The organism is Bacillus sp. CGMCC 1.16541 (assembly GCF_003184905.1).
Lineage (GTDB): Bacteria > Bacillota > Bacilli > Bacillales > Bacillaceae_H > Priestia.
Window position 1 is genome coordinate 1 of record NZ_QFRU01000025.1, and the last position, 12,654, is coordinate 12,654.

16 protein-coding genes and 1 pseudogene are annotated in these 12,654 nt (G+C 36.8%); 7 read left to right on the forward strand and 10 right to left on the reverse strand.

The genetic code is table 11. From position 1 onward, the window contains the following. Positions 1 to 78: 78 nt before the first annotated feature. Both DIS06_RS16785 and DIS06_RS16790 read right to left on the reverse strand, forming a co-directional pair. On the reverse strand, positions 79 to 348 hold the full coding sequence (locus tag DIS06_RS16785) for a hypothetical protein (protein ID WP_110114390.1): 270 nt from the start codon (positions 346 to 348) through the stop codon (positions 79 to 81). Between the two features lie 110 nt (positions 349 to 458). Next, positions 459 to 1,388, reverse strand: a complete 930-nt coding sequence (locus tag DIS06_RS16790; protein WP_110114391.1) for an LCP family protein — start codon at positions 1,386 to 1,388, stop codon at positions 459 to 461. 528 nt (positions 1,389 to 1,916) lie between these two features. On the opposite strand from DIS06_RS16790, the gene DIS06_RS16795 reads away from it, so the two are divergent. Beyond that, the gene (locus DIS06_RS16795) at positions 1,917 to 2,216 is read left to right on the forward strand and encodes a hypothetical protein (RefSeq protein ID WP_110114392.1); all 300 of its coding nucleotides are present in this window, start codon (positions 1,917 to 1,919) and stop codon (positions 2,214 to 2,216) included. 142 nt (positions 2,217 to 2,358) lie between these two features. After that, entirely contained in the window at positions 2,359 to 3,051 is a 693-nt protein-coding gene (locus DIS06_RS16800; protein WP_162596005.1) for a DUF4397 domain-containing protein, read from the forward strand. 66 nt (positions 3,052 to 3,117) lie between these two features. Here the strand turns inward: DIS06_RS16800 and DIS06_RS16805 are convergent, their stop codons facing one another. Then, positions 3,118 to 3,699 carry a GrpB family protein gene (locus DIS06_RS16805; RefSeq protein ID WP_110114394.1) on the reverse strand — a complete coding sequence of 194 codons (582 nt, stop codon included), beginning with the start codon at positions 3,697 to 3,699 and terminating at the stop codon, positions 3,118 to 3,120. Between the two features lie 378 nt (positions 3,700 to 4,077). Between DIS06_RS16805 and DIS06_RS16810 the strand changes: the two genes are divergently transcribed. Then, complete coding sequence (locus DIS06_RS16810; protein WP_110114395.1) at positions 4,078 to 5,166, forward strand: processed acidic surface protein; 1,089 nt, start codon at positions 4,078 to 4,080, stop codon at positions 5,164 to 5,166. A 2-nt stretch (positions 5,167 to 5,168) separates the two neighbouring features. After that, on the forward strand, positions 5,169 to 5,807 hold the full coding sequence (locus tag DIS06_RS16815; RefSeq protein WP_481746879.1) for a class D sortase: 639 nt from the start codon (positions 5,169 to 5,171) through the stop codon (positions 5,805 to 5,807). Between the two features lie 14 nt (positions 5,808 to 5,821). On the opposite strand, the pseudogene DIS06_RS16820 reads toward DIS06_RS16815, so the two are convergent. Continuing rightward, positions 5,822 to 6,127 (reverse strand): annotated as a pseudogene (locus DIS06_RS16820) (Na+/H+ antiporter NhaC family protein); the annotation flags it as partial. A 263-nt stretch (positions 6,128 to 6,390) separates the two neighbouring features. Between DIS06_RS16820 and DIS06_RS16825 the strand changes: the two are divergent. After that, the gene (locus DIS06_RS16825; RefSeq protein ID WP_110114398.1) at positions 6,391 to 6,714 is read left to right on the forward strand and encodes a hypothetical protein; all 324 of its coding nucleotides are present in this window, start codon (positions 6,391 to 6,393) and stop codon (positions 6,712 to 6,714) included. Between the two features lie 91 nt (positions 6,715 to 6,805). On the opposite strand, the gene DIS06_RS16830 is transcribed toward DIS06_RS16825, so the two are convergent. After that, a complete protein-coding gene (locus tag DIS06_RS16830; RefSeq protein ID WP_110114399.1) occupies positions 6,806 to 7,084 on the reverse strand; it encodes a YokU family protein in 279 nt (92 codons plus the stop codon). After that, positions 7,081 to 8,499, reverse strand: a complete 1,419-nt coding sequence (gene kamA / locus DIS06_RS16835; RefSeq protein WP_110114400.1) for a lysine 2,3-aminomutase — start codon at positions 8,497 to 8,499, stop codon at positions 7,081 to 7,083. The genes DIS06_RS16830 and kamA overlap by 4 nt, the downstream gene beginning before the upstream one ends. 207 nt (positions 8,500 to 8,706) lie before the next feature. Between kamA and DIS06_RS16840 the strand changes: the two genes are divergently transcribed. After that, on the forward strand, positions 8,707 to 9,165 hold the full coding sequence (locus DIS06_RS16840) for a hypothetical protein (protein WP_110114401.1): 459 nt from the start codon (positions 8,707 to 8,709) through the stop codon (positions 9,163 to 9,165). 40 nt (positions 9,166 to 9,205) lie between these two features. Here DIS06_RS16840 and DIS06_RS16845 read toward each other — a convergent pair whose 3' ends face one another. The 4 genes from DIS06_RS16845 to DIS06_RS16855 all read right to left on the reverse strand — a co-directional run bounded on the left by DIS06_RS16845 (position 9,206) and on the right by DIS06_RS16855 (position 11,626). Then, entirely contained in the window at positions 9,206 to 9,820 is a 615-nt protein-coding gene (locus DIS06_RS16845; RefSeq protein ID WP_110114402.1) for a hypothetical protein, read from the reverse strand. A gap of 209 nt (positions 9,821 to 10,029) precedes the next feature. Continuing rightward, entirely contained in the window at positions 10,030 to 10,278 is a 249-nt protein-coding gene (locus tag DIS06_RS16850) for a helix-turn-helix domain-containing protein (RefSeq protein WP_110114403.1), read from the reverse strand. Between the two features lie 76 nt (positions 10,279 to 10,354). Continuing rightward, complete coding sequence (locus DIS06_RS20225) at positions 10,355 to 10,516, reverse strand: hypothetical protein (RefSeq protein ID WP_162596007.1); 162 nt, start codon at positions 10,514 to 10,516, stop codon at positions 10,355 to 10,357. Between the two features lie 30 nt (positions 10,517 to 10,546). Further along, on the reverse strand, positions 10,547 to 11,626 hold the full coding sequence (locus tag DIS06_RS16855; protein ID WP_110114404.1) for a citrate synthase/methylcitrate synthase: 1,080 nt from the start codon (positions 11,624 to 11,626) through the stop codon (positions 10,547 to 10,549). Between the two features lie 108 nt (positions 11,627 to 11,734). On the opposite strand from DIS06_RS16855, the gene DIS06_RS16860 reads away from it, so the two are divergent. After that, the gene (locus DIS06_RS16860) at positions 11,735 to 12,616 is read left to right on the forward strand and encodes a LysR family transcriptional regulator (RefSeq protein WP_110114405.1); all 882 of its coding nucleotides are present in this window, start codon (positions 11,735 to 11,737) and stop codon (positions 12,614 to 12,616) included. The last annotated feature ends 38 nt before the right edge of the window (positions 12,617 to 12,654 follow it).

Here is a 12,654-nt window from a genome sequence, read left to right on the forward strand (position 1 = left end):
GACAATCGAGATGGCAAGTAAGCCATCCCTTGTCCGAAGGCGATTCATCCCCCACCTTCTCATTGGGCTTGGCCTTTCTCATTCCTTGAGGTGGGGGTCTTCTCGACTGAAATGATAAAATCGTTCCACTTCTTCATTCCAATTTGAGACTTCTTCAAACTCTACTTCTTCCCCAAACGATTTCCGAACATAACTTAACACGTTTGACATGTGATTTAAAATGTCTAAAGGTGAACGAACGCCTTCTCCTGCTTCAAATGTAGGAAATGATGGTGGTGCATCTTGAAAAGCAACACTCGCCCGAAATGATAACGTGGCCACGTAATGACGTAGTAGTTCATTGTTCATTCATAATCATCCCCTTTCTTTTCTTCTATTATAGTAGATACCCTTTCTCTGTAACACAAAAAGGCGCCTTGGAAGGAACAGATTTCTCTTCCTAAGACACCTTCTCTTTCTTACTCTAAAAACTCACTAATGGCTTGACGATTTTTCTCGATATCTAAATCTAATACTAAACCAACACCTGAATAACGTTGGTCTGTATATCCACCTTGCACCGGAATACTTAACGATTCTGAATCATTCATGCTCCCTGTAATCACATCTTTACTAATTGTAAAAAGAGCAGCCTTACTTAAGTTTGTATCAACAGTTGATGTCACAATCGCAGATAATCGTGGAATTTTCGCAACACTTGATACACTTCGCATTTCATCTTTTAAAATGTTTAGCACTTGTTGCTGTCTTCTCACGCGACCAAAATCGCCTTCTGCATCTTGTCTAAAGCGAACATAACCTAATAACTCTTTTCCATTTAGTGTTTGTATGCCTGGTTTAAGCTCAACACCAATTCCTTTTGACATCGCTTTTTCCACATCAATTTCTACTCCTTGAGGGAATAGTTCATCCACGGCATATTCAAAGCCTTTAAAATCCACTACTGCATAGTATTCCATACTTATATCAAAATTTTCTTTAATCGTTTGACGAAGTAACTCTGGTCCTCCTAAGTAGTATGCAGCATTGATTTTATTCTTTCCATGACCAGGGATATCTACGTAGGAGTCACGCATAATAGACATTAACTTTGGTGTATTAGAGTCATTATCATACTGTGCCACAATAATGGAATCTGCCCTTGATTTCTCTTCCCCTCTTGAATCGACTCCTACTAAGAGTACATTAATTTTCCCCTTCACTTCTTCACCTGAAAAATCAAAGCTTTGTTTTCCTGTATCGTCACTATATTGATTAAGTGCCAGTATGTACTGCACTGCGTTATACCCGACAAAAAGAAGGCCAATTACGAGTAGAATAAAAAGAAATCGACGCTTCTTTCCTCTTTTTCGCTTTCGTTCTGTTCGTAATCTTGATCGTTCATTCATTATTATCACCACATGTCCTTGTTAGTTACTTACTAGTTTGCCCCTTAAAACGATTAGACGAATCATTTCTTTAAAAGTTACACAGAAATTTATTCCATTTTATCGAATTTTGTTTTATTTTGAAAGCAAATTTTTTACACACTAATCTCCTGTCCATATATTAAAGATAATCATTCGTAAAGGAGTGTGTATGCATAACACAATCAAACCTTCAAAAACAATATGCAGCATATATTGAAAATTTTCAAAAACGTGTTCCAACAGAAAAACAAGATTTAATAAAAAAAGCAATTGACGAATTAAAACAATCACAGGAAAGTAAAAGATCAAAAAAGACGAGTTAAAAGCACGCCCGATAGTAGATAAAAAGATAAGCTCCTAGCGGATGGTCACTACTACGATACCATTGGGATGGGACGAATTTTTGAATAAAAAGTGTAGTTGTTATGATTTTATAGTGAACAAGATAGTCTATTTACTCTCTCATCGTCATATAGATAGAACATACTTTTACTAGAGGGTGAAAACATGTTGAAAGACTACCAAAAACAAATAGATGCATTACGAGAAAAAAACAGTTGTGCAAATACTGATGTTGAGGAAGCGATTGAACGATTTAATCAGCAAGCGGATCGTCTTCGCGATGCAATGATTCGCTTAAATCAACGTACTAAATCCAGCTATACCACAACCGTCTCATTAGCTGAAACCTCTGAAATCATCCTCCGCTGCACAACTAAAGAGCAACGGAGTGAAAAAGAAGTACTTTTACTTGCTCAAAAAATGATTGAACAAAAATTATCCTATTTGGACACTAAGTTATCTTAAAAGAAGTATGTAACTTGTCAATTGCTTGGTTGACGGTTACACACTTCTTTTATTTTTATGTATAGTCGATCTTATTTGGTACACGATAAAAATGCGCCTTGAATGTATACATAAGCGCAATACCTCAAAGGAGTTGTTCAACGTGAAAGCAAAACGTATCATCGTGGCAGTAGTGGCTCTTATGATGATGGCTTTTTCAAGTCAATTTGCATTTGCAGCTGAAACGCCAAGTCAAAGCCCAGAAACACAAGCAAAAGATGCAAAAGTACGCATCGTACACGCCTCACCTGATGCACCAGCAGTCGATATTTATGTGGATGGAAGTGCAGTTGTAGAAGGAGCAAAATTTAAAGATGCTACTAATTACTTAACTGTACCCGCTGGGGAGCGTAAAGTTGAAATCTTTGCTTCAGGTTCAAAAGATCAAAAAGATCCTGTGATTACAGCAAGTTTAGTTGTTGAGAGTGGTAAGGCCTATACAGTAGCAGCGATTAACACACTTGATAAATTAGAGTTAAAAGTATTAACAAATGAGACATCAGCACCAAGCGGAAAAGCAAAAGTACGTGTCGGACATTTGTCACCTAATGCACCTGCTGTTAACGTTGGTCCAAAAGGCGGTCAACCTTTGTTCTCTAACTTAAAGTTTAAGGATGTAGCTGAATACGCGGAGCTTCCAGCAGGTTCGTATGATTTAGCAGTGACAACAGTAGACGGCAACAAAGAAGTACTTGCATTACCTGGCACAAAAGTAGAAGATGGTAAAACCTATACGGTATTAGCAATTAACAAAGCAAAAAGCTTAGAGCCACTTGTATTAGTGGATAGCGAATAAATCATAAAAACGGCGAATGCTCAAGAAGCCTTTTTCGCTCTTGACGATTTCGCCGTTTTTGTCTTTTTACTTAACAAGTTGCATTTTTGCTTTTTCTAATACACGCTGAATAAATTCCCCTTTTGCTTGGGCATACTCATTTCCATTTGCCCACTGATAAGCCGATAGCTTTGTTTTTAAGGATTCATATTGTTCTCGCGTATGACGATTTTCTTTTAAGTAATCTCGGAATAATAAATGATCTGTCCAAAACGCACTGTCGGTCGTTGTGACATGAATATGTGTAGATCGCTTCTCGTGAGTCAAAAATTCGTCGTTGACCTCACTTGTAATAACAGTCGGATAATGCTCTTTAATTACCCCATCCTTCAAGCCAATAAAAAAGCGACGATACGGCATCATGTCATTATACTTTTGAAGGTACGTATAACCTCTGTTTGCTAAAATAAGCGATACTCCATCTAAATCTTCTTTATGTTTTACTCCAATCATAATGTCAACAATCGGCTTTGCTGAAAGACCCGATACCGCCGTACTCCCAATATGCTCAATCTGTGGTGCGTAGTCTTTTAACAAACGCTGCAAATTTGCCTTTTCAAATTGATACAAAAGCGGCCACTTTGTTTCGTAGTTCACAAGCTCTACCATCACGATTCCTCACCTCTAATTTTCTCTTTTTATTACTTTACCACTTCACGAGTCATAAAGAAAGAATTTTCTAAATATTCTATAAAAATTTAACAAAATGTTCACATTTTAGCATGTAATTGTTAAAGTTCATAAAGTATATTCAAAAACGAATCGCATATGTAGCGAAGATTTCACCTGTCTTAAAAATTATTAACGATTAGAGATGTCTCAAATCTCCCTTTATATCAAATGATAGAATAGAAGATCATTTATTCTTTCACCTATTCACTAGTCTCTATTAAAAAATGGTAATATTATCACGATTGTTAATTTATTCTTTCTCGATTATAATTTTCTAGGATCATAGAACTTTAGCGATAGAATCGAGGGAGAAGAATGAAGAAGTCGGGTATTATTTTACTTATTTTTTCACTATTAATGGGTTTATTCCCAACTATGTCACTAGCTAAACAAGATTTAACCTTTGAACAGGATCTTGACAAGTACTTAGCCGAAGTGAGCACAACAAGAGGTTTCACTGTCACAAAAGAGCACATTGAACTAGCTCTTTCATCTTACGAAGATTCGTTAGACTCTTTTCAGTCTGTAGAAGATTTGAAAGACTTTTTAGGTGAAGTTATTTTAGCAGATTTAAGTAACTTATCTTACATATATGAACAATATGAGTTAGATAAAAAGTCACTTACTGCTTTATTAGCTGAAAACGGAGAAAGCTTAGACGAATACATTTACGTAGACGATTTAGATTTAGCTGTATGGTTTTACTTAGAAGGAGACATGGTAGAAGAGATCGATGAAGAAATGGTTCTCGATTTACTTCAACTGTTTCAAGATGAATTTGGGTTAACTTCAGAGGAATTAGAGCGCTTAGAAGAGCACTTTACGTCAATTGAAGAAGAGCTGATGAAGCCTGAAACACTTCAACGTTTAGAAGAACTAGCGAACCGTATGATGAGTTTTGAAGAATTCGACGTTGCGACAGAACTGACGTCCGAACAACTAGCAGAACTTATGTCTATTTTTAAAGAGATACTTTCAATTTTCCATTTAAAAGTAGATTTTAGCCTTGTACAAGGTCAAACAGAAACACCGATCTCTTTTTCAGACTTACTGTCATTAAAAGAATTGCAGAATGCTAGTTTGAAAATTTCGTTTTACAATTTACAAGGTGAATTTTTAGCGGATATGCTGCTCACTGGTGAAATGTTTGGTTCTGACATCATCACAGATACGGGTGAACAAATCGAAGAGTCAACAAACATTGTGAAGGAAACAGTCGCACCAACACCAAAAACTCCCAAAACGGAGAAACAAAAAACGGTAATCGAAAAGAAAACAAACCACCAAACAGTCAAAGGTGCAAAACTTCCCGAAACAGCTTCTAGCTTTTTAATGAATGCATTATTGGGACTAGTAGTTGTGCTCGTTGGTGTTATGTTATACAGAAAGGTGCGTCAAGCATAATCATGGCGCAATTAAAAAGAAGCAATCGTACAAAACGGTTGATTCTTCTTTCGTTGGCAGTTTGTTTCATTGTTGGTGGGCTCTGGTTTTCAACAACAAATGCCTATACGTTCGCAAAAGGATATTTCCTTTATAAACTAAATGATTCCACACAAGAAGTTATACACAAAAAGGCTGTTGCTCAACCGGAGAACGTGACCGATAAAAAAGAAGAGTTGTATCCTGTGCGACCTAAAATTGGTGAGGAAATGGGCGAGTTAATGATTCCAAAGCTTGACGCTACGCTTCCTATTTTTCATGGAACGAATGAAGAAGAGCTGGAAAAAGGTGTGGGACATTTCGCTGGAAGTGTGTTGCCTGGAGAACATGACAATTCTGTTTTATCCGGACATCGTGATACCGTGTTTCGAAAGCTCGGGGATGTTGGGGTCGGGGATGAGTTAGTGGTTCGAACATCCGCTGGTGAATTCCTCTATAAAGTTCATAAAGTTCGAATTGTCGATGCAGATGATCGAACAGTCATTGTTCCGAAGCCACGCGCCACTCTTACTGTTAGCACATGTTATCCATTTACTTTTATTGGATCAGCTCCTGAACGCTATATTTTAGTTGCTCATCTTGTTTCACAAAAAAGTGCGTAGACACCATTTTATGTCTACGCACTTTTTTTAAGAAATTGGAAATTCCTCTTTTTTAATCTCTTGAATGGCGGTTCTTTTTTCATAATAAACACGAATAGTATCATAAGGATAATGGCAATGAAAAGAGAATAAACACCATTAGCAAACCCTGCCACTAAGTAGCCAATGCATGCAGCACTTGCATTAATAAGCGCATACGGAATTTGTGTTTTGACATGATCAATATGATCACATCCAGCTCCAGTTGAAGATAAGATTGTTGTATCAGAAATAGGCGAACAATGATCACCAAAAAGACCTCCTGATAGAACAGCTCCAATACAAATATAAAGATACAACAACGTTCTTCATAAGAATGGCAATAATAATGGCTAATAGTGGTGGTAGTAACGACAATATCGCCATATGTTCCATAATTCTACTCCTTCTGTTCACAATAAATTTAATAATTATGTATTGTATTTTATATTTATAAATAAAAATGCATAATTATCATTATATGATTTTCCCTTAAAAAGTAAATACTATTTTTATATAAATTGTATATAAATGACATTAACTACTTATTTAAAGGGAGGATGCTATGAAAAAGCCTGATTTTATTGGAAATATCGTGGATACTTATCGGTTTATTAGCAACGAAGAATTGCATGTTCCTATTACTAGTCTTCAAGACTTGATAAAGTATTTACTTCAAAGAAAAACGGTATTCTTTTTCACAGAAGAAGGCTACGGCATATTAAAATACGATAAGGGTGTACCGGTATGTGCGATGATTGATGTTTCGTCTGGTCGGGTTGAAGTGTATGAGCATCAAAAAATTGAAGGTATTTATGCATTGTATGATATGTTGGAAGACTCACTCTTTTTAATTGATGGGTGGGATGCAACCACTATGCTTCATTAAACTACAAAGAGTCAAACATACACATTTATTGTGTATAAAAAAAGACTGTCATTCCCCTTACATGATTGAGGGTTGATGACGGTCTTTTTGTTTAGGATGAAAAGTCAAAGTAATTCCGCTTCAATAACCGTGGTTTGGCCATTAACTCTTTAAATGTAATCTGTTTTTCAAGTTCTTTTGTTTGAATAAGAAAGAGTTGATCTTCAATTTCTTTTACGACCTTTTCTTGTTGATAAATCATCTTGCATGCAAGGCAGTGAATGGAAGGTGCATCATCAATTTGAATTGATTTTGTTCCATCTGGTAGTTCCCAATAAACGGTCGCTTGTGTCTCGTTTACTTGTTCCGCTTCACACCATTCACAATTCACGTTCCACTCTCCTCCTTTGCTTCTATTTCACCATACTTCTCAAGTTGTGATTTGTATTTCTTTTCTTTTAATTCATCACGTTTTTCTCGTTTATCTTTCAGAGAATGATGATCTGGATTGTCTTGATAATTCTTTCGTTTATCTAATCGTTTTAATCCCTCTGGAACGAGATTGAATGCCGTATCATCCATCAGAGAAAGCACACCGACGCTTTCATGTTGATCGTACACATCTGGATAAAGCTCTTTATAATAAACATCTGCTGTATTTGGCGTATATGTTTCAGGCTCAGGGTACGATGTAATCACCCCTTCAAAGTTTCGAAGCACCACTTTGTTCGCACTTTGTGAAATGATGTAGTTTGGTTGAAGAGAAATCTTTCCTCCACCACCTGGCGCGTCTACGACAAATGTTGGGACCGCATAACCTGACGTGTGTCCTCGCAGCCCTTCCATAATTTCAAGACCCTTACTAATCGGTGCACGAAAATGGCCAATGCCTTCTGATAAATCACATTGATAAATGTAGTAAGGCCGCACGCGGATTTTTACTAAGTCATGCATGAGCTTTTTCATGATTGGCACACTATCGTTGATTCCTGCTAGTATAACAGCTTGATTTCCAACTGGCACACCTGCATCAGCTAACATTTCACACGCTCGCTTCGATTCTTCTGTGATTTCAATGGATGTATTAAAATGCGTATTTAGCCATACAGGGTGGTATTTCTTTAGAATGTTACATAAATTTTCGGTAATTCGCTGCGGAAACACGACCGGTGCACGTGTACCAATTCGAATAATTTCAACGTGAGGAATATCGCGTAAATTTTTCAAGATGTATTCTAAAATGTTGTCATTAATTAATAAGCCGTCTCCTCCTGAAATGAGAACATCTCGTACTTGAGGAGTTTGGCTAATGTAGTTAATGGCTGCATCTAGCTGTTTTTTTGGCACTCCCATGCCAATTTGACCAGAAAAACGCCTTCTTGTACAGTAACGACAGTACATCGAACATTGATTGGTTACTAAAAATAAGACCCGATCGGGATAACGATGCGTCAGCCCTGGAACCGGCGAATCTTCGTCTTCATGAAGCGGATCTTCTAAATCATACTTTGTTTTATGAATTTCATTTGTAATGGGAACTGACTGCATACGAATCGGGCATCTAGGATCATCTTCATTCATGAGCCATGCATAATAAGGAGTAATATTAAGTGGAATCGTTTTTGTGGACAGTCTTACACCTTCTTCTTCTTCTGGTGTTAAGTTGATAACCTCTTTTAACTCTTCAACAGTTTTAATGGTATGAGTTAATTGCCAAATCCAATCATTCCATTGTTCTTCCGTTACATCTTTCCAAAGTGGTATGTCACTCCAATGACGAGTTGGCTTATAAAGTGATTGTTTCATCAAATCCCTCCTGTATTCATCCCTGTTCTACAAAAGAAATAAAATGCAAGAAACGTGCCAGTTAGTAAAATGAAGGAAAAATAAGAAAGTTCCTCTAAAAAAGGAGAAATGAATGGGTAATGCCAAAATTTTTTGCGCAAAATAAAGAGTACTGACAAATAATTTTGCACTCTTTGATGATTGAACAATGATACAGGAGGAAAGTAAATGGCGCACTTTGTAATGTGGACATTGTTAATTGGTCCGTGGTTCTTACTGTTCTTTTTTGATTTACAGCGTATTAAACGCTTTGTCCCTGTTGGATTATTTGCCTCTCTTGTTTTAACAATTGTTTTTCAACTTGCAGAAAAATACGAGTGGTGGATCATTAAAGATAATTTGTTTTTTCTTACAAATATAACTCCATATGTATATGGTGTTTTTCTAGTTGGAACCATACTCATTTTTTATATTAGCTATCCAAGTTTTCCATTTTTTATGTTAGTGAATATTGTTGTTGACTTATTCGAGGCACTGATAATTAGTCCACTGTTTCAGCGACTGGGTATTTATGAAGCGAAAAACATGAATCAATTTGCTATTTTTTTATTAATGATAGCGATTGCTGCTTTACTTTATTTTTATCAAAAGTGGCAAGACAGTGCATTTAAAGAGGAGTTAAAATAGAGGGATGTGCCTCCCCCATTACCCCCGAGTTTTTGTTTTTTTATTTTGTATGTTGAATCGTATCATGAATACGTTCATATTCGGTTTGATGACGGAGGAGTCTTCCCATACGTTTATACACGCTATCGACAGATCGTTGAAGTTGCTTTGCAATACATGTCGGCTTCCATCCTTTTGAATGAAGAAGGAGAAGTTCACGATCTTCTTTAACAGACCATTGTTTATAGGAGCGTTTTTTACTTGAAGAATACTTTACCTTTTCATCATAAAACCAAGAAGGCTCAGGTAAAATGGTGCCACTTTCAATCTGAGAAAAGTTCACTTTCTCTTTATTCTGAGCTGCCCACTTCCAAAAATCTTCTGGTGATACAAAGTAAAAGCGTTTTGTTTTTCTCGTAATTTTTGATATGTACGGCAAATGATGATGGTCTGCCCAGCTTTTTACAATGTTACGATCGACATGTAAATAGCGAGCAAGCTCTCCAAATGTAAGAAGACCAAGCATTTCACGAGTATTCCCGATGCCTAAGTCTGTTAATTTTTGAATGACAGCATTATATGAACGGTTTAAATTACGAGCAATCGTATCAAGTCGAACCTCGCCTACATTTGCTTTTAAGTATTCCATTTCTTCATGTGTCCATTCTCTTTTCAACTTCTACACTCCTATCTGAGCGAAATGTTTCCATTCAAGAATAAAAGCCTACAGTACGAAAGACTTGTAGACTTTTATGGAACGATATAGAAATAGGGGAAATCATTACTTCTATCTTTATCTTAACAAAGCACTCTTAGCGTGTCTACTATAAGTGACAAAAAGGGGTCTTTTGTCACATGAGTTACCTAAATACGAAAAAAATCTCATCATTCATGAGAACGATGAGTGATAAGAACATCAGATAAGTCAAATAGAACGGACAATGTTACGTCAAGTGCAAGCGAAAGTGTATAAATGTTCTCTAGAGAAATGTTGCGACTCCCTCGTTCTACGTCAGAAATATAAGAGCGCGTAAGACCTGACTTTTGAGCAAGTTGCTCTTGAGAAAGGTGTTTGTCTTTTCTTACTTGTTTTAGTCGATTTCCAAATAATAATTTGATATCAAGCTGATTCATCGTATGTAAACACCTGCCGAGTACTCGTTTTGGTTTATAGTTCATTTTAACCATAAAACGCCAAAAGATACCAGTTTTATTTTAGGATTTCGAACTCAACAGCACCTTTTTTTACATCTTGAGGGCGTGACATAAGCAAATCAACATAAAAAAGTAGCGTTACATAAAAAATCCCTTGCCCATCATTCGCGGACAAGGAATCTTGTTGGTTGAGCCAAATAGAGATGTATTTTTCCATTTTTAAGCCCCAATGTTTATTGTTTATTGTTTATTTAATGTACACTGCATCTGGTCGATAGATGACATTGTTTTCACATTGCTCAAGCAAATGAGCTGTCCATCCAACAACTCGACTTGCTGTGAATGTTGGCGTAAACAGCGCTGGGTCCATATCGACTGCTTTCATAATGGCTGCTGCGTAAAACTCCACATTCGTATAAAGCGAACGACCTGGCTTTAGCTCTTGCAGTACATCAATCGCCACTTTTTCAACGTCCATTGCTAAATCTAGCCATTCATCTTTTCCAGCCATTGGCATCAACTTTTTCTTCAGAGCAACTGCTCGTGGGTCTAGCGTTTTATACACTCGATGACCAAACCCCATTAATTTTTCTCCCTTTTCAACTTTTGCACGAATTAATTGTTCTGCATGACCACGCTTTGCAACTTCATCTAGTAAGTCGATAACCCCGCTTGGCGCACCACCATGTAAAGGTCCTTTCATCGTTCCAATCGCAGATGTAATGGCTGAAATAAGATCAGACTCCGTTGATATGGTTACTCTTCCTGAAAAAGTAGAAGCATTTAATCCATGCTCAAGCGTTAAGATCATATACGTTTCTAGAGCTTTTACATGTGTTTCAGATGGTACCTTACCTGATAACGCATACAAATAATACGTCATATAATCCATTGATTGAGCAACTCTCTCTTCAAATGGGATTCCTTTTGTTTTTTGAAGTCTGTAACCGATAATGGACGGTAAAAGTGCCGTTATATAAATGGCCTGATCAATTGTTGGCTTCCAATCAAACTCATCCGTTCCGAGCGCTGATACCGCTGTTCGCATGACACTCATCATTTCCATATTAGCAGGCAGTAACTCGATTAGTTGCTTAAGATGCGTTGGTAGAGCCCGCTTTGCTTTTAACTCTTCTTTCAACCACTTTAATTCCGCTTCATTTGGAAAATCTCCAAACCAAAGCAAATACGCAACTTCTTCAAATGTGTAATTCTCTGTTAAGTATTCTATATCATAACCCCTATAAATGAGCGTTCCTTTCTCCCCATTAATATCACTAATTCTCGTTTCCGTACAAGCAATGCCTTTTAATCCAGGATAAATCATTTTTACACCACTCCCCTTGTTTGTTATTATAGTAAAGATGATGAATTCAGAACATTAATTATTCTTGATGAAGTTGATTAAATATTTTAATAATTCGGAGGCGTTTATTTGGAATTATCATGGTTACGAACATTTGTGACAGTCGTCGAACAAGAAACTTTCCGTAAAGCGGCAGATGTTCTATATATCTCTCAGCCTTCTGTTAGTGTACATATCAAGCAGTTGGAAAAAGAAGTAGGTGTGACACTTCTCGAACGCTCTAATAAAAAGGTCATGTTAACAGAAGAAGGTCGAACATATTTAAAAACCGCTCGTACTATTCTTACGATGTACCAACAAGGTTTAGAAGAACTACATTCATTCACACAAGGTTATCGCTCAAAGCTTTCCATAGCCATTTCACCAATCATTGCCGACACAATCTTACCGTACGTATTAAAGCAATATTTAAAAGAACACCAAGACATTGAAGTGTCAGTCGTTATTTTAGAATCAAAAGATATTGAACAAGCGGTTTTAGAAGGCGAAGTAGACGTAGGGTTATCTCGTGTTCCAAGCTTTCATCCTTCGTTAACATGTGACACGATTTATGAAGACGATGTGATTTTAGTCGCTCCACATGATGGACAAGACGATGAATCAGGGCTTCCTTTAGAGGCAGAAGAACTATTCGATAAATATCGATTGCTTACCCACAATCATCCATTGTATTGGGATCCACTCATTAAGCAATTAAAAATTAAGTTTCCAAAACTCCAAACAATGAAAGTGTCACAAACACATATTACGAAGCGATTTATAGAAGAAGGATTGGGCATTTCATTTATTCCCCGTTCAGCTGTAAGACGAGAATTAACGGAAGGTCGATTATTAGAAGTATATACCCGCTCGATTGACTTACCGACTACAAGTACGTATGCGATTGTAAAGCATAATCACACGATTGAAACTGACTTTTTAGCATTTCTATCAAAACATAAATATAGCTAGTAGATTCGCGTATACAAACTTTCCTCTTCTTTCATATG